General features: G+C 56.2%; 11 protein-coding genes and 1 pseudogene. 11 read left to right on the top strand and 1 reads right to left on the bottom strand.

The features are described from left to right. Nucleotides 1-156: 156 nt before the first annotated feature. The 11 genes and pseudogenes from V9K67_RS15715 (at nucleotide 157) to V9K67_RS27250 (ending at nucleotide 16,391) form a co-directional block, all read left to right on the top strand. Nucleotides 157-3,171, top strand: a complete 3,015-nt coding sequence (locus tag V9K67_RS15715) for a SusC/RagA family TonB-linked outer membrane protein (RefSeq protein WP_336724000.1) — start codon at nucleotides 157-159, stop codon at nucleotides 3,169-3,171. A gap of 45 nt (nucleotides 3,172-3,216) precedes the next feature. Further along, the gene (locus tag V9K67_RS15710) at nucleotides 3,217-4,713 is read left to right on the top strand and encodes a RagB/SusD family nutrient uptake outer membrane protein (RefSeq protein WP_336723998.1); all 1,497 of its coding nucleotides are present in this window, start codon (nucleotides 3,217-3,219) and stop codon (nucleotides 4,711-4,713) included. A gap of 72 nt (nucleotides 4,714-4,785) precedes the next feature. Continuing rightward, nucleotides 4,786-6,225, top strand: coding sequence for a SusE domain-containing protein (locus V9K67_RS15705; protein WP_336723997.1), 1,440 nt, complete (start codon nucleotides 4,786-4,788; stop codon nucleotides 6,223-6,225). A gap of 44 nt (nucleotides 6,226-6,269) precedes the next feature. Beyond that, entirely contained in the window at nucleotides 6,270-7,649 is a 1,380-nt protein-coding gene (locus V9K67_RS15700; protein ID WP_336723995.1) for a hypothetical protein, read from the top strand. 176 nt (nucleotides 7,650-7,825) lie between these two features. Continuing rightward, nucleotides 7,826-8,074: a hypothetical protein gene (locus V9K67_RS15695; protein WP_336723994.1), complete on the top strand. Its 249-nt coding sequence runs from the start codon at nucleotides 7,826-7,828 to the stop codon at nucleotides 8,072-8,074. 27 nt (nucleotides 8,075-8,101) lie between these two features. Then, nucleotides 8,102-10,948, top strand: coding sequence for an RICIN domain-containing protein (locus tag V9K67_RS15690; RefSeq protein WP_336723992.1), 2,847 nt, complete (start codon nucleotides 8,102-8,104; stop codon nucleotides 10,946-10,948). Nucleotides 10,949-11,225: 277 nt separating this feature from the next. Continuing rightward, nucleotides 11,226-13,913 carry an alpha-L-rhamnosidase-related protein gene (locus V9K67_RS15685; protein WP_336723991.1) on the top strand — a complete coding sequence of 896 codons (2,688 nt, stop codon included), beginning with the start codon at nucleotides 11,226-11,228 and terminating at the stop codon, nucleotides 13,911-13,913. A gap of 66 nt (nucleotides 13,914-13,979) precedes the next feature. Further along, a pseudogene (locus V9K67_RS15680) lies at nucleotides 13,980-14,528 on the top strand (MFS transporter); the annotation flags it as partial. Nucleotides 14,529-14,646: 118 nt separating this feature from the next. Continuing rightward, entirely contained in the window at nucleotides 14,647-14,979 is a 333-nt protein-coding gene (locus V9K67_RS15675) for an MFS transporter (protein ID WP_336724051.1), read from the top strand. A 72-nt stretch (nucleotides 14,980-15,051) separates the two neighbouring features. Next, nucleotides 15,052-16,107, top strand: coding sequence for an ROK family protein (locus V9K67_RS15670; RefSeq protein ID WP_336723990.1), 1,056 nt, complete (start codon nucleotides 15,052-15,054; stop codon nucleotides 16,105-16,107). A gap of 17 nt (nucleotides 16,108-16,124) precedes the next feature. Beyond that, nucleotides 16,125-16,391 (top strand): 6-phosphofructokinase, encoded by a 267-nt coding sequence (locus V9K67_RS27250; protein WP_336723988.1) that lies wholly within the window; start codon nucleotides 16,125-16,127, stop codon nucleotides 16,389-16,391. A gap of 30 nt (nucleotides 16,392-16,421) precedes the next feature. Here the strand turns inward: V9K67_RS27250 and V9K67_RS15660 are convergent, their stop codons facing one another. Then, nucleotides 16,422-17,579, bottom strand: coding sequence for a BT3233 family polysaccharide utilization protein (locus tag V9K67_RS15660; protein WP_336723987.1), 1,158 nt, complete (start codon nucleotides 17,577-17,579; stop codon nucleotides 16,422-16,424). Nucleotides 17,580-17,619 lie beyond the last annotated feature (40 nt).

Below are 17,619 nucleotides of genomic sequence, written 5' to 3'. Positions count from 1 at the left end.
CGTTTTGCAAAATGATACGGTTTGAGCATTTATTGAAACGGACAGATAAGCTCTTGGGGCGGAAAAGAAATTTCTTTGTAATCGTTATCCCGGCACCGCTTCGGGATCAACAGGAAAAATAAGAAACAGTCACCTCAACATTTCAAAGATTGCTTTATGCCATTACCTCCCCGCAACTGCTTTAAACCGGTTATCCCCCTGCTTCTTTTTGTTGCCGCTCCTTTTCTTACCCACGCCCAAAGCCGGCAGGTCACGGGCACCGTGGTTTCGGCCGACGATAAGGTCCTGGGCGGCGTTTCGGTTCAGACCGTGAAGGCCAAAGGGGGCACCACCACCGATGCTAACGGCCAGTTCGGTATAAAAGTGCTTCCGGGTGATACCCTTGTGATTTCCTATACGGGTTTTGCCCCCATTAAATACCCTTTGCGTGACGAAGGTGCGGTCCGCATCCGGATGGCCCCGCTTCCCAATACCCTGAACGAAGTAGTGGTGGTGGGGTACAACACCCAGAGTAAAAAAGACATTACCGGCGCGGTGGGAACCGTGAACATGAGCGAACTGAAGTCGCTGCCTACCCCCAGCGTGGGCGATGCCATGCAGGGAAAGGCCGCCGGCGTTCAGGTGATCGCTTCCGGGGCTCCCGGCAATAACCCCGAGATCCGGATCCGGGGTATCAGCACCATCGGCAACAACAGTCCCCTGCTGGTGATCGACGGCGTGCCTACACAGAGCGGCCTGAACCAGATCAACATGGACGACGTGGAGTCGATCCAGATTTTAAAAGACGCCTCCGCTGCTGCCATCTACGGCGCCCGGGGCGCCAACGGGGTGGTGATTATTACCACCAAAAGGGGCAAGGGCGCCGCCACCCAGCTGAATTTCAACGCGTATTACGGCATCCAGGGCGTGGCCCGGAGGCTGGAGGTGCTGAACGCAAAAGAATTTGCCGCCCTGCACAACGAGATCATGGACAGGGGCGGCCAGCCGCTGAACCCCGCATTTGGAAACCCGGATACCCTGGGAAAAGGCACCGACTGGCTGGGCGCTTTATTAAGCCCAGCGCCCCTGCGGAATTATACGCTTTCGTATTCGGCCAATACCCCCAAAACCAATTACTATGTTTCGGGTAATTACCTGGACCAGGAGGGGATTGTGAAGAACACTTCCTTTAAGCGCTTTATCGTGCAGCTGAACACCGACACGAAAGTGCTGGACAACCTGCGCTTCGGCAACAGCCTGACGCTGAACCACGATGTAAAAAAGAGCGGCGACTACAGCATCGGCAATGCCCTGGTGGCCCTGCCTACCCAGCCCATCTACAACCCGGACGGCACCTGGGCAGGCCCCGAAGGCCCGGGCCAGTGGGTGGGGGATGTGATCAACCCCATCGGCAAAGCCTCCCTGGTAGAAAATTCCACACAAGGGTATAACCTCCGCGGCTCGGTCTACGGCGAATTAACCTTGCTGAAGGGCCTGCGGTTCCGCTCCAGCGTATCGGCCGAGGCCTCCTTCTGGAATACCCGCACCTGGTCGCCCCGCTACAACTGGAAACCGACGGCACAGGTGGAATCCTTCCTGGGGCAGTCCTCCAACAAAAGCACCAACTGGCTCTGGGACAATACCCTTACATGGGACAAAACTTTTGGCGACCACAAACTCACGGCCCTGGTGGGTACCAGCGCCCAGGAAAATGTCTTCGAATCCCTCAGCGGCAGCCGCGACGCGGGCTTTGTGTCCGATGTGACCCAGCAGCTGAACAGCAGCCAGGAGCCCGCCCGCCTGAGGGGCAACCAGGAGCAGTGGTCCCTGCTGTCTTATTTCGGCCGGCTGAACTATGCCTGGAAGGATAAATACCTGCTCACCGGTACGGTGCGCCGCGACGGTTCCTCCCGCTTCGGCCCGAAAAACAAATGGGGCGTGTTTCCTTCCGGCTCCCTGGCCTGGAGGATCTCCAAGGAAGACTTTTTCGACCTTCCCTTTGTTTCCGACCTGAAGCTGCGGGCCGGTTACGGGCAAACCGGCAACCAGGAAATCGGGCTGTACACCTTTGCCTCGACGCTGGATATCCGCCAGTACAATTTCAACAACCAGTTTGTCACCGCTGTCTTCCCCACCTTCATGCCCAACCCCAATGTGCGCTGGGAAGCGGTGGAGCAAATGAACCTGGGGCTTGACGCCTCCCTCTTTGGCAACCGCGCAAACCTGGTGCTGGACGCTTATGTGAAAAACACGAAGGACATGCTGGTGCCGTACCGCGTGCCGGCCATCTCCGGGTTTTCCGACATCCTCGTGCCCCCGGTCAATGCCGGCAAGGTGCAGAACAGGGGTGTGGAGCTGACCCTCAACACGGTAAACCTCGAAAAGGGACCGTTGAAATGGAACACCAGCTTCAACGTATCGTACAACCGCAACCAGCTGGTGAACTTATACGATTCCATCCCCATGGACGTGAACAGCATCGGCCTGAATGCCTACCTGGCCCGTTTCCAGCAGGATTATCCTATCAACGTTTTCTACGGTTATGTGACGGACGGCATCTTCCAGACCCAGAAAGAGGTGGACGAAAGCGCGGTACAGGTGCCGGGCAACACCACCTATACGGGCACGGCGGCCGGCGACATCCGCTTCCGGGACGTGAACAACGACGGGCTGATCAACGAAAAGGACCGGCAGTTTTTAGGCAATCCCAACCCCCGCCTCATTTTCGGCCTGACCAACACTTTTGAATACAAAGGCATTGACCTTTCGCTGTTCGTGCAGGGTATTGAGGGCAACAAGATTTACAATGCCAGCCGGATCGGCCTGGAAGCCATGGCGGTGGCGCAAAATGGGTCCAAAGCCACGCTGGAGCGCTGGACCGGCCCCGGCACCAGCAACACGATGCCCCGGGCGGTGTTCAACGATCCGAATAAAAATACCCGGGTGTCCGACCGCTACATTGAGGATGGTTCCTACCTGCGCCTCAAAAACCTGACGGTGGGCTACACCCTGCCCAAGGCCCTGCTGCAACGGGCCCGCATGGGCTCCGCCCGGTTCTACCTGTCGGCCCAGAACCTGTACACCTTAACGAAATACAAGGCTATCGATCCTGAAGTGGCGGGCAACGGCATCGACTGGACGGTATACCCCGTGACCCGTACGGTCACCTTCGGCCTCCACCTGAATTTTTAAAAACCTGCACGATTCACCATTCCTTTCACCACAATGCTTGTTCTCATGAAAATCAATAAATACGTAGCCGGCCTTCTGCTCCTGGGCGCCCTGGGCAGCTGCAAGAAAGAATTTTTGGAAAAAGCCCCGGCAGATACCATCAACACCGACAACTTCTATCAGACCGCCGATGACGCCATCGCGGCCGTCAACGGCGCCTACCAGCCGTTGCAATGGCCCAAGCTGTTCAACATGCGGATGTGGACCACCGACATCATGGGGGGCAACAGCGTGGTGGGTGCCGGCGGTGGCACCGACGGCATCGAAACCCAGGACCAGGCGAACTTCACCACCCTGCCCGAAAACGCCGGCGTGCTGGACCTGTGGCGCGGCCCTTTCCCCGGTATCCTGCGCTGCAACCTGGTGCTGGACAAAGTGCCTGCCATCAAAATGGACGAGGCGCTGAAGGCCCGGGTGCTGGGTGAAGCCCGGTTCCTAAGGGGTCATTACTACTTCATCCTGGTGCGCTTCTTCGGCGATGTACCCCTGATCCTCAAACCGCTTTATCCCGGCGATGACCTGCGCCCGGCCCGTACCGCTAAAGCCGACGTATACCAACAGATCATCCAGGACCTGCAGGAGGCTGCGGACCTGCTACCCCCGCGCGAGCAGTACAGCGGCGCCGACATCGGCCGTGCCTCGAAAGGAGCGGCCCTGGGCATGCTGGCCAAAGTGTACCTGACGCTGGGCGACTGGCCAAAAGTAGTGGCGTACGCCGACCGGGTGCAGGCGCTGGGATACGCCCTGAACGACACCTACGGCCAGAATTTCAACCCCCTGGCCGAAAACACCAAAGAGTCGCTCTTTGAAGTGCAATTCAACAAGGAAGGGGAGTTCGACTTCTGGTCCAACGAAAACCAGGCCTCCTGGCTCAGCACCTTTACCGGTCCGCGCAGCGGGGACTTCGTCGAAGGCGGCTGGGGTTGGAACCAGCCCACCTCCGAGTTCGTCAGCTCCTACGAGCCCGGCGACCTGCGCAAGGATGTCACCGTTCTTTATGAAGGCGGCCCCAAATTCGACGGCAGGGAATACAAAAAAACCTATTCCATGACCGGGTATAACCTGCGCAAGTTCCTGGTGCCCAAATCCATTGCCACGGCGTACAACAAAAGCCCGCTGAACTTCCCGGTGCTGCGTTTTTCCGATGTGCTGCTGATGAAGGCGGAAGCCCTGAACGAGCTGGGCAAAGGGGCCGAAGCCCAGTTGCCGGCATCTGATCCCAATGCCACGCTGAACAAGGTGCGTGCCCGGGCAGGCCTGGCCGATGTGAGCGGTCTGGCCCAGGGTCCCCTGCGCGAAAAGATCCTGCACGAGCGCCGCATGGAACTGGCGTTTGAGGGCCAGCGCTGGTTCGACCTGGTGCGGGTAAGCGGCGGCCAGTACGGGCTGAACTTCCTGCACGCCATCGGCAAATCCAATGCCGCCCCCAAGCACCTGCTGCTGCCGATTCCGCAACAGGAACGCGACGTGAACCCCAACCTTACTCAGAACGAAGGCTATTGATCCTTGTTTAACCGCCAAATATTCAACTGTATGTTTTTTGATTTTGTTTGCGATAAATTTCCATCCAGGACAATGGGGACAAAACTGTGGTTCCTCCTGGCATTTATCTCCCTTGGGTTTTTCTCCTGTAAAAAAGAGCTGGAGCAAAAAGTGCAGCCCGACGACCGGTTGCAGCTGACCGCCGCCACTACGGAACTGGTGCTGCTGCAAAAGAACGGGAACAATACCGCCCTGGACCTGGCCTGGACCACCGGTTCCAACGGGGGCACGAATGCATCCATTGCCTACACGCTGGAACTGGATAAGCAGGGCGCCGGCTTTTCTTCGCCCTATTCCGTTTACCTGGGCAAAGGAGTATATAACCAAAAATTTACCGCCAAAGAGCTGAATGACCTGGTGCTGCAGCATTTTGGTTTCCAGCCGGGCGTCGCCGGGAAGTTGGAAGCGCGGGTAAGGGCCACCGTTGCCAAAGAGGCGGCAGCGTCCCAGGTTTCTCCCGTACTTTCTATGTCCATAAAACCTTTCTTCGAGGTGAGCGCCACCCTGTACCTGGTCGGGGAAGCCGCTCCCAATGGCTGGGACAACAGCAAGGCGGCCCCGTTAACCCCGGGTTCCGCCGATCCTACAGAGTTTACCTACCAGGGTTCCCTGAAAAAGGGTTCCTTCAAATTCATCACCCGGCTGGGCGAATGGATCCCCTCCTATAACAAGGGCGCAAAGGATACCGACCTTTTCTACCGTACCGATTTCGGTCAGCCCGATGATCCGTTTATGATCGATGAGGCCGGCGTTTATAAGATCGTGGTGAACCTGGTAGCCCAGTCCATCAGCGTGGAAAAGCAGGCCGGACCCGCACATGCCCGCCTGTGGATCATCGGCGATGCCACGCCCAAAGGCTGGGACATCAACAACCCCGCAGAAATGCAGGTCGACCCTTCGGACCCCTTTGTCTTTACCTATAACGAGGTGCTGAAAGCCGGTGAGTTCAAGATCCCCGTAACCACCGGAAACTTCGCTACGGATTACTATATGCCGCTGATCAACCATCCTGATTTGAGTACGACGGGCGTACGGCTGGTAGCGGGCGGCAATCCCGATCATAAATGGAAAATTACCACTCCCGGCGCCTATAAGATCACACTGAACATCCGGGATATGACCCTTTCCATAAAGCCCTTTACGCCTTACGGGAAGCTGTGGATGGTGGGCAGTGCCACCCCTAATGGCTGGGACATCAACCATCCCAACGAAATGGTGAAGGATGCGGCCAACCCGATGGTGTTTACCTATTCCGGGCCCCTGGCAGCAGGAGAGTTCAAGATCCCTACGGCCACCGGCAATTGGGGCACCGATTATTTCATGCCGGCCGTCAATCACCAGGACCTGGGAAATACCACGGTCAAATTCATTGCCGGCGGCAACCCGGATAACAAATGGGAGATCACACAGGCGGGTAATTATACCGTAACGCTGAACCAGTTGTACGAAACGATCACCATAGTCAAGCAATAAAGGTAAACCCCATCAGCAACGAACCGATTTATTCATTACTTCATATGAAACTTTTTTCTCCTTTACTTTTTGCCGCCCTTCTTTTTACCAACTGTAAAAAGAGCGAGGCCGAGGCTCCCATACCTGCTGCGGTAGAAATACCGGCCAACCCCTACAAGGCTCCCCTTTACTGGAACCCCTACGAATACCACATTGTGAAGGAAAAGGCCGGGGTCCAGGATAATTATATATCCGAGGAGGACCTGATGGCCAACGTGGACTGGATGGATGCAAACCTCAAAAGCCTGGGATATAAAATGATCTGCATGGACGGCTGGGGGGATGTTTCGCAGCTCTCCGCAAACGGCTACCGCAAATCCCACTCCCGCCACTGGCAGCACGACTACGCCTGGTGGTCGGCTCACCTGCAGCAGCGCGGAATGACCCTGGGTATGTACGGCAACCCGCTCTGGATCAACGTGGACAGCAAGGATACCGCTACGAAGATCCAGGGTACGAACATTCCCGTTTCCACCCTGATCAATCCCTTTGAAAAGGCCACCTGGTTCCAGTGGGTGCAAGTGGACCGCCCCGGCGCAGAGCAGTATGTAAAGGGCTACATAAAGTATTATGCCGACATGGGCATCCGGTACTTCCGCATTGATTTTCTTTCCTGGTTCGAAACTGGCCAGGACCGCTACATCGGGAAAGTAGGCCCGGCCCGGCCGCGCCAGCAATACCTCACGGCCCTGAAGTGGATGCGGGAAGCAGCGGACGCGAACGGGATGTTCTTAAGCCTGGTGATGCCCAACCTGCTGTATGAGGCGGAGGGCGAGCAGCAGTATGGCCACATGGTTCGTATCAATGAGGATGCAGACGCCGGTACATGGACCAAGTGGAGCGAGAAGGACCGCGGCCAAAAACGGCTCGGCTGGTCGGTCTACGCCAATGCCCTGGACGGCCTGACATATTGGTCCTACCTGGCGGGAAAGGGTAAAATGATCCTGGATCCCGACTTCCTGCGCCTGAACACGTTTGCCAGCGACGATGAACGGAAAAGCGTGGTTTCGGCCTGCCTTATGGCTGGCGCCCCCGTAACCGTTGCCGATCAGCACCATACCATCGGCAACAGTTTGTGGGTGTACCAGAATGCCGAGCTGCTGGCCCTGAACCAGGACGGCTTTGTCGGCCATCCCCTGACCAATAACCCCACCCGGGACAGCAGCCAGGTATGGAAGGGGCAGCTGTCCAACGGCGACTGGGTGGTGGGTTTCTTTAACCGGGAAGACAAGCCCCGGACAAGGAGCATCGACTTTGCCTCCCTCGGCCTGAAGGGCAGCGCAGCGGTACGGGACCTTTGGCAGCACAAGGACCTGGGCCGCCAGGCTTTCTTCACCGCCGAAGTGCCGGCCCATGGCTGTGTGGTCGTAAAGATCGTACCCTGATAGAAGCGGCTCCCGGGCGGGTTTGTCTTGCCCGGCCCGGGACCTGGCGCAATTCCAGAACTTCCTTCCCTTGCTTTACTGTCTCTGCCGCTTTTGCACAGCTATGGCCGGGAAAATGCCTGTCGTACACCACCAGCGGCAGCCTGGTGGTCTTTCATTGCGAAAACAATTTCAAGGTGCAGCTCCAATTGTGCAGCGGGGCGGTGGTGAAACTGTGGTATGCCCCGGCGGGCGTGTTCCAGCGCAGCAACGAATCCTTTGCCGTGGTCAACGAAGCCCTGGAGCCGGTGCGCGAGGTGCGGGTGGAAGAAGGGGCGCAGGCCCGCACTTTTTATTATTCTTTCGGCTGTTCATTACAGTTACTTACGCCGGGTTTTCCTCTGGCACCCATCCAATTTTACTCACCACCGATTTGCATTCCCTAACGATTTCTTAAACATAAAACTTGCAGTATGAAAAAAAATCGATTCTGTTTTCTGGTGCTCCTGTTCTTTTGCTTTTTCAGCTCTTTTAGTTGGGCGCAAAATCGCCAAAACCCTTTTAAGCCGCCCCTGTACTGGAACCCCTACGAGTACAACATCAGGACCGATGGGTACATTCCCGAAAATGAATGGGAGGCCAACATCTACTGGATGCGGGACAGCCTGAAGCCGTATGGGTACAACATGATCTGTATCGACGGCTGGGGCGATGACAGCAAAACCAATGAGAACGGTTACCGCACCACCCACTCCAGCAACTGGAACCATGATTATCAATGGTGGTCCGATACCCTGCAGCGTATGGGCATGACGCTGGGCATTTACAACAACCCCCTCTGGATCAATAAAACGGCAGCCGATTCCGGCAAATTGATCAAGGGTACCCAAATTCCGATAAGCAGCATCATGAACGAGTCCGAGGACTCCGAATGGTTCAAATGGGTGCAGGTGGAGCGGCCCGGGGCGGAGCAGTATGTGAAGGGGTATATCCAGTACTATGCCGACATGGGGGTGAAGTTCCTGCGGGTGGACTTCCTGTCGTGGTTCGAGGACGGCTTCGACAAAGCCTGGTTTTCCAGGAACCCTCCCGATTCTGTAGGGCCCAAGCGCCCGCGGGCTTATTACGATACCGCCCTGCGCTGGATGCGCGAAGCCTGCGATGCCAATGGCATGTTTCTCAGCCTGGTAATGCCCCACCTCAAAAACGATGGCGAGCTGGAACGGAAGTATGGCCATATGTACCGCATCAACGAGGATGCCGGTAAAGACGGCAGTTGGGAACGTTTCAACAACCTGGAACGGGGCATCCGGCATACCTGGTGGTCGCAGTATTATAACCCTTTCGACGGCTACACCTACTGGTCGCAGTTCACGGGCAAAGACAGCACCATCCTGGACGGGGACTTTATCAGCCTGAACACCTTCGCGAACGTGGAGGAAAAGAAATCCGTGATCTCCCTGAACCTGATCGCCGGCGGCCCGGTTTCCGTCTCGGACCGGTATAACACCATCGGGCAGGACCTCTGGCTCTATCAGAACCAGGAACTGCTGGCCCTGAACGCTGACCGCTTCATGGGCAAGCCCCTCACCAATGACCCTGCCGATGACCGAAGCCAGGTGTGGACCGGCCAGTTGTCCAACGGCGACTGGGTCATTGGCCTGTTCAACCGCGAAAATACCGCCCGCACCCGCAGCATTGATTTCCGCACCCTGGGCTTCAATGGCTTTGCCGCCAACGTGCGAGACCTGTGGCAGCATGCCGACCTGGGCAAGATGAAGTCCTTCACCACCACCGTTCCCGCCCATGGCTGCGTGGTACTGAAGGTGTCGCTGGACCCAACTTCCGGGGGCATTTACCGCCTCTCTGCCCGCCACAGCGGCAAGGCCCTGGACGTGGTGGAAACTTCCCTGGCTGACGGGGCCCTGGTGCACCAGTGGCAGCCTTTTGCCGATTTTACCAGCCAGCAGTGGCGTGTAACCGATGCCGGTAATGGTGCTTTCAAACTGGAGAATATAAAAAGCGCGAAGATGCTGGATGTGGTGGCCAGTGCTACCACCGATGGCGCAGGTGTGCACCAATGGCAGAACGTAAATGTGACAAGCCAGCAATGGAGCCTGACCCGCCTGGACAACGGCTATTATAAAATTGAAAACAGCAACAGCGGAAAGGTGCTGGATGTGTATGGCGCCTCCGCCGAAAACGGTGCCCCGGTGAAACAGTACACCTATACCGGCGGTGCGCACCAGCAGTGGAAACTGGAACTGCTGGTAGCGCCCCAGCCTCCGCCCGCCATGTACGTGGGAGGAACGTTTAACAACTGGAATGCTGCAGGCTCGGAAATGACCCTGCAAAATGGTGCCTGGAAGATCGGCGGGGTGCTGATGAACCCGGGTGACCACGATATGAAATTCGCCAATACCGAAAACTGGAGCGGCAACGACTGGGGAGGGGCCCAGGGGCTGTCGGGTACCGCCGTTTCCACAACGGGTGGCGGTGCCAACATCCACTTCACCCTGACCGCCAAGGGGTATTACAGCATCACCTTCAACCCCCAGACGCTGGCGTACGCGGTGGTGAACGAACGTATATCCGATGGCATTTATGAGGTCAAAGCCCGCCACAGCGGCAAAGCCCTGGATGTGGCGGCCCAGTCCACCGCCAACGGGGCCTTGATACACCAGTGGGAGGCCTTCTCCATGCCCAGCCAGCAGTGGACCCTGACGGCTACAGGCGACGGCTATTATACGGTGGAGAACCGCAACAGCGGAAAAGTGCTGGATGTGGCCGGCGATTCGCTTACCGATGGCACCACGGTGCACCAGTGGGTGGGATATAGCAATTTTCCCAGCCAGCAATGGAAACTGGTGGATGTGGGCGAAGGCTACTTCAAAATAGAGAACCGCAACAGCGGGAAGGTGCTGGATACTTACGGAGCCTCCCAGGATAATGGCGGCCTGGTAAAGCAATATACTTATACCGCGGTGCCGCACCAGCAATGGAAGCTGGAATGGGTAAGTGCCCCGGCTCCCGTGTCGGCCCGTGCTGCCACCATGCCGGAAAGCATGCAACTGCCTTCCGGCTCCATGGGGGTGAAGCTGTATCCCAACCCGGCCAGCCGCACCCTCACCCTGGAGGTACCCGAAGGTTCCGGAAAAGTGGTGTTACTGAATGCGTCCGGTGTGGCAGTATACCGTAAGCATATCACCCAAAGGGTGCACACCATCGATGTGGCTGCTTTCCCCGCCGGCGTGTACTTCGCCCGGATCCAGCAGGGCAATAAGGCACCTGTTGTGAAGAAAGTGCTCCTCCGCCACTAAACGGAATACCAACCGGTAAAATAGAAAAGCCCTGATGAACAAGCCCCGGCTCTGCCGGGGGCTTGTTCATGCCTGATGCACCTCTTCATTTAATGGTATGGGTATAGCAGAAAATGTCCTGTGGTGAAAAATGATACGGTTTGAAAACTTATTGAAACGGCCAGATAATACTAAAAAAAGAAAAATGGAGTCCTTTGTGTCCGCAACTTCCCGGTCCTGTTCTCCGATTGATGCAGGATAAGGGTAAAAGTCATCACTACAAATCTACGCTTGCATTATGCCATTTCCCGGTAAACCTCTTTTCGTCCTTTGTCTCGTAGTCTTTTCCTCTCTCTGCAGTGCGCAAACGGTCCTGAAACCCCTCTGGCAGAACGATGCATTTGCCGTTTTCCCCGACCGGGTGGTGCAAAACAACCGGTTCATTGGCAAGGCCCTGTCCCCGACAGCGCTGACCTCCAATTATAAAAGTCCTGCAAACGAGTTTTTGTCGCCTTCCGTTACCTTCAAGTTCAGCATCAATGGAAAGGACAACGAAATGATCTCCGGCATGGATCATCACTTCGTGGTGGATAAGGGTCCGGCCGAAACCCCGCCCATCCCATTTGGAAAGCAGCTGGTGGGCGACCGGCCGCTGCCGGACAATACCTACCTGAAACCCCAAACCGCCTTTACCATCAACCTGGATATGAGAGCGGTGCTCCAGGCTTTCGAAAACCAGGGATACTACACTACCTATAATGGAGATAAAATTTACAAGCAGGATTTCAAAGGAGTTTACGTTGCCGGGAGTACAGCTCCCCTGATGTGGGATTTTAACAACCTGGCGAACAGGCCCGGGTTACAACTGGAAGATAAGGATGGCGATGGCATATTTCGAACCACTATAATGCTGAACGATCCTAAAGAAGAAAAATCAACCTCCGCTGCCTGGACCCTTTCCAAAGACCTCTCCGCCTTTCCAGCCTACCGGTCCGGGTATCCGCTTTCCGATGCCTTGTACAACCTAGCGCTGGAGGAAATGCAAAAGGCCGTTGAACCTGACAGTACTTTCCGTACGGGCAAAGAATGGTCGGGCGTATGGACCAGGGACGTCAGTTACAGCATTATTCTTTCCATGGCGCACCTGCAGCCGAAAGTTTCGCGCTACAGCCTGATGCGCAAAGTAAACAGGAACGGGCGAATCATCCAGGATACCGGCACGGGCGGCGCATGGCCTGCCTCTTCCGACAGGATGATCTGGGCGGTGGCGGCTTGGGAATTGTATGCCGCTACCGGCGATGAGGACTGGCTGAAACAGGCCTATAGCATCATCCGGGCCTCCCTGGAAGATGACTATAAAGTTGTCTATGACCCCGCTACCGGCCTGGTAAAAGGAGAATCATCCTTCCTGGACTGGCGGGAGCAGACCTATCCGGCCTGGATGCAGCCGGCAGACATTTACGAGTCCGAATGCCTGGGAACCAATGCCGTGCATTACCAGGTGAATACGGTGCTCGCCCGCATGGCCGAACGCATGGGAGACCGGGCCGCTGCCCAAAAGTATACGGGTGTTGCCCAAAGGATAAAGGAAGGCATCAACAAATACCTGTGGATGCCCGACAAAGGGTATTACGGCCAGTACCTGTACGGCCGGCATGCAAAGATCCTGTCGCCCCGCTCGGAGGCCTTGGGTGAAGCCTTATGCGTCCTGTTTGGTATTGCCGGTAAAGACAGGGAAAAGGACATCATCCGTAAAACGCCGGTAATGAATTTTGGTATTCCCTGCATTTACCCGCAGATCCCCAATATTCCCCCTTACCACAACAATGCCGTCTGGCCCTTTGTGCAATCCTACTGGGCCCTGGCAGCAGCCAGGGCGGGCAATGAAGAAGCCGTGCTGCAAAGCATCAGTGCCATTTACCGCCCCGCCGCCCTGTGGGGGACCAACAAAGAGAACTTTGTGGGTTCCAATGGCGATTTTTCCGCCACGCAGATCAATTCCAGCAACATGCTCTGGAGCCTTTCCGGAAGCATTGGCCTGATACACAAGATCATTTTCGGCATGGAGTTCACGGCCGATGGCCTGGCTTTCCGTCCTTTTGTTCCCGCTGCCCTGAAAGGAGGCCGCAGCCTGAAGAACTTTACGTATCGCAAAGCGGTGCTGGATATTGAACTGGAGGGCTATGGCAATACCATCCGGTCCTTTACCCTCGATGGCCAGCCTTCCGCTGCAATTGTCCCCGCTGACCTGGAAGGCCGGCATCGTATCCGGATCGTTTTGGCAAACAACAAACCGGGGGGGCGAACAAATACCGTATCCCATTATGTGACGCTGCCCGCGCCCGTGGTACGGTTGGAAGGCAACACCCTTTCCTGGCAGGAAGTAAAGGGGGCGGTTTCGTACAAATTACTGCAAAACGGCAAGGAAGCGGCCCGTATGAAAAAACCCGGTTTCCCTGTTCATAATAGTGCCTGTGCCGAGTATGGGGTGATTGCCGTGGATGCAAGGGGAGTGGAATCATTCGCCAGCGAGCCGGTGCTGGTGGTAGGTCAAAAGGCGGCGGTGGTCTATGAACTGGAACGAGCCGCAGAGAAGGCCTCCCTGCCCCATCAAGGCTTTTCAGGTTCGGGCTTCGTGGAGATCAGCAAAGCTAAGAATACCACCCTTTCCTTCCCGGTGACTATAGCGGAAGAAGGCGTTTATGCCATTGATTTCCGCTATGCCAATGGCAATGGTCCGATCAATACGGAGAACAAGTGCGCCCTCCGCACGTTGAAGAGTGGCGCCGACTTTTTAGGTACCGTAGTGCTGCCGCAAAGAGGCAAAGGGGAATGGAGCGCCTGGGGCTGGAGCAATGCCGTGCAAACTACGTTGAGCAAAGGCCGGCATACACTTTCGCTCAGCTTCGAACCCTACAACGAAAACATGAACGGCGACATTAATGAGGCCCTGCTTGATTACGTGCGGATCATCAAAATAAAGTAATGCCCAGAAAGGCTTCCGTGGTTTCCCTTTCCTACCAGACCGTTAAGTTAAAACACTTCTATTTTTATGTCTTTCTCCCAAACAAAATGGTCGCAGTTCGGCGTCCTGATTTCCGTATTTTTTTTCTGGGGCTTTGTAGCTGCCTCCAACGACATCCTCATTCCCGTTTTCAAGGAGCAGCTGCGGCCCGAGGCCTGGCAGAGCCAAATGATCTCCTTTGCCTTTTATGTAGCCTACACCGTCGGGGCCCTTTTTTATTTTGGCCTCAGTAAATGGAGCAAGGGCGATGTCCTAAGTAAGCTGGGGTACAAGAACGGTATCTGTCTGGGCCTCGTTATATCGGCCCTGGGCACACTGCTGTTTTACCCCGCCGCCCAATCCGCCTCCTTTTCCCTGATGATCACCGGCCTGTTCATCGTAGGCCTGGGCTTTTCGCTGCAGCAGACCGCTGCCAACCCCCTGGTCATCGTAATGGGACCGCGGCACCAGAGTGCGCAGCGTCTCAGCCTGGCCGGCGGCATCAACAATTTTGGCACTACCATTGGGCCCGTACTGGTAGGGGTGGCCATCTTTGGCTCTGTTGGCGGCTCAGCGGCAGGGGTTGCCGATATAGGGGCGGTGAAAACCCCTTACCTGATTTTGGGGGGACTTTTCCTGCTGGCCGCTCTCGTGTTTAAGCTCTCTTCCGTTACTTCTTTTTTCCTTATTGGGCATTGCGGCTTTGCTTTTGGGGATGCTCTCCGAGGGTATGGTCAGCGTCTACGCCTTTATCTCCGTGGGCCTGTTCTGCTCCACCCTGTGGCCCTGCATCTTTACCCTGGCTATTGCGGGACTGGGGCGGCATACCAATCAAGGCGCCTCTTTCCTGATCATGATGATCATGGGAGGCGGGGTCATCAGCCTGCTGCAGGGGTACCTGGCCTCGGCGAACCTGCTGGGCATTCAATGGTCGTACCTGGTGGGCGTCGCCTGCTTTGGTTACCTGGCCTTTTATGCCGTCAGGGCTAAGGTTATCCTGCAACGGGCCGGTATTCAGTACGATAAGCCGGCCGGGGGCGGACACTAACCCTTTACGGGTAAGCCGGCCACATGCAACGCCAGAAGCCGGGTCTATTTATTAATGACAATTGAACCTATCATGGACAACAATGTACAACCATACGCCATCGGCGTGGATATCGGAGGGACCAATACCAAGTTTGGTGTGGTGAACCACCGGGGCGAAACCTCCCACACCGGCAGCCTGGGCACAGCTGCCTATGCCACTGCAGAAGCCTTCGTGGACGCCCTGCATGCCGCTTTACAGCCTGCCCTTATTGCCGTGGGGCAGCAGCACATTAAAGGCATTGGCATTGGGGCGCCCAACGCCAATTATTATACCGGCACCATCGAACAGGCGCCGAACCTGAACTGGAAAGGCTCTGTTCCCCTGGCTGCACTGGTGCGGGAAAAGTTCGGCGTACCCTGCTTCCTGACCAATGATGCCAATGCCGCTGCGGTTGGAGAACGGCTGTACGGGGCGGCAAGAGGCATGAGCGACTTTATGGTCATTACCCTGGGTACCGGCGTGGGAAGCGGCATCGTATCCGGTGGCCGCCTGGTGCTGGGGCATGACGGCTTTGCCGGTGAGCTGGGCCATACCATTATCCGGCCAGGGGGCCGGGGACACTGGTCCACGGGGCTGCAGGGATCACTGGAGGCTTATGCTTCGGCCACCGGCATCGTACTGACTGCAAAGGCACTGCTCCATCCCACTTCTGCCATCTTGTTTGACAGTGCCGGGCAACCCAGTTTGTTGCGGTCTTTCCCGGATGAGGAGCTCAGTGCCCGGTTGGTGTACGAATGTGCCCGGAAGGGCGATGAACTGGCCCGTAAGGTTTATGAGTTTACCGGGCAGGTGCTGGGCGAGGCCCTGGCCAATTTCGTGATGTTTTCCTCTCCGCAGGCGATCATACTTTTTGGCGGCGTGACCAAAGCAGGCGACTTGCTGTTGAACCCGGTACGGGAGCATATGGAAAAAAACCTGCTGCCGGTGTTTCGGAATAAGGTAAAGCTTCTTTTCAGTGAGCTCAGGGAAGCGGATGCCGCTATCCTGGGCGCCAGTGCCCTGGTGTGGGAACGAAATGGAAGGAATGGTAAAGACCATGGTTGTTCCCTGCAGCAAACGTCGGATACCTTCCTGTGTACCGCATAAAAAGATCTATAGCAACCATGCAAATGAAAAGGAACCGCATTGCGGTACTGACTTCTGGTGGTGATGTCCCCGGCATGAATGCCGCCGTCCGGGCCGTGGTACGGACCGGTATTTACCATGGACTGGAAGTTTACGGCGTCATGCAGGGCTACCAGGGCCTGACGGCACAAGGTCTTGGCCGAATACGCCTGTCCCGATCTCTAAGCCCGAAGGCTTCAGGAATATTTTCTGGCTGTACTAGGAGCGATACAGGTTGCGGACACCTGCAAGTTGAAAGGGCTTGAAACCGATCGCCCACCCACCCATTTGATGGCTCAGCGGGTGGCAGGATTCCTCTCCCCGGTCTTAAGGGAAATAATGACTGGGTGGTTCAGGTTGTTTTTAAAATTGGCCAGATAGTGAAACCATTGCGGTGCCGAAGCGATTTGCCCGGCCTTATCCCAAGCTGCCCCTTGGTAATAGACCAGGTTTTGCTGGTTGCGGGTGAAGGTTTGCGCCAAAGCGTGTTCTTTATTGACCAGCATTGCTGTTACCGGCGTGGTCAACACGCAGGCTACCCCGGTGGTGCCATCGGCGCCATGCCTGGGTTCCCAGTAAGCCAGGATGCCCTCCTGTTCGTTCAGCAACAATTCGCCTTGTTCTTTTCTTTTAATAATCCCCGCCGCCACCGGCAGGGAGTCGGTCCGGCCTGTTTCCCAGCTAACCTCGTTCCTGCTCAATTGCGAGCCGGCGGAAATGGAAATGGTTTTGGTCATCCGTAGCGGAATCCCGGCGGCGGTCCATTCTTCGTAAAACAGTTGAAAGGTGGAGCGCAACGGGCCGTTGTCCAGCACCTTCCAGCCCCTGTAGTTCTTTGGGTACCAGAGGGTGTCGTGGATATAGGGGGCAATGGCGCCCGCACCCAGGGACAAGCCCACATGGTAGTAGTCGAGGCCATCACCGTTATCCTCATGGTAGTTGCCCTTGCGCTGGTAGCGTTCGTTCAAAATGAGCCGGTGGGTCCGCTTTACCCAAACATCTACGCCATAGGCCATTTCCGCGGGCGTATTTTCCAATGCCTTCCCGTAGGCGCGGTGCGCAATGCGGTCATTTTCCCAGGCAAAATCATCTTTGCGCTCCGGAACATAACGGCAATAGGTTTTTGCAGCCACTGGCCGGGGTTTTCCTGTTGCCAGTTGCAGGGGCACGGTGGCGTTGGCGGGCAGGGTCAGCTGCACCAGCAGGTTGTGTACCCGGGAGGTTCCTTTATACTCCAGCTGGTAGGGGTATTCTTTCCCGGAGCGGGCGTTCACTACTTTAAAATTACCGGTATCCAGCGTGGGGCAGGCGGTTGTAACCAGCTGCCAGTCGATATCAATTACCTCCTCCTTCTTTTCCATGGGGGACGGATTGGATACCAGCAGCGTGCGTGGCTGCGCAGCGGCGGCAAAAAATAATGCCGACAGGAAAAAACCAAGGGACACTTTTTTCATTGCAATTGTTTCTGTAAGTAAGGTGATGACATAGGTTGAT

Source organism: Huijunlia imazamoxiresistens (genome assembly GCF_037132455.1).
Lineage (GTDB): Bacteria > Bacteroidota > Bacteroidia > Chitinophagales > Chitinophagaceae > Flavisolibacter > Flavisolibacter imazamoxiresistens.
Note: the sequence above shows the minus strand (reverse complement) of the source record. Positions and strands in the feature narration are given on the sequence as shown.

Bases quoted from the DNA above. Each gene is read 5' to 3' on its own strand.
- V9K67_RS15715 (WP_336724000.1), top strand. From the start codon at position 157: ATGCCATTACCTCCCCGCAACTGCTTTAAACCGGTTATCCCCCTGCTT.
- V9K67_RS15710 (WP_336723998.1), top strand. From the start codon at position 3,217: ATGAAAATCAATAAATACGTAGCCGGCCTTCTGCTCCTGGGCGCCCTG.
- V9K67_RS15705 (WP_336723997.1), top strand. From the start codon at position 4,786: ATGGGGACAAAACTGTGGTTCCTCCTGGCATTTATCTCCCTTGGGTTT.
- V9K67_RS15700 (WP_336723995.1), top strand. From the start codon at position 6,270: ATGAAACTTTTTTCTCCTTTACTTTTTGCCGCCCTTCTTTTTACCAAC.
- V9K67_RS15690 (WP_336723992.1), top strand. From the start codon at position 8,102: ATGAAAAAAAATCGATTCTGTTTTCTGGTGCTCCTGTTCTTTTGCTTT.
- V9K67_RS15685 (WP_336723991.1), top strand. From the start codon at position 11,226: ATGCCATTTCCCGGTAAACCTCTTTTCGTCCTTTGTCTCGTAGTCTTT.
- V9K67_RS15675 (WP_336724051.1), top strand. From the start codon at position 14,647: ATGCTCTCCGAGGGTATGGTCAGCGTCTACGCCTTTATCTCCGTGGGC.
- V9K67_RS15670 (WP_336723990.1), top strand. From the start codon at position 15,052: ATGGACAACAATGTACAACCATACGCCATCGGCGTGGATATCGGAGGG.
- V9K67_RS27250 (WP_336723988.1), top strand. From the start codon at position 16,125: ATGCAAATGAAAAGGAACCGCATTGCGGTACTGACTTCTGGTGGTGAT.
- V9K67_RS15660 (WP_336723987.1), bottom strand. From the start codon at position 17,579: ATGAAAAAAGTGTCCCTTGGTTTTTTCCTGTCGGCATTATTTTTTGCC.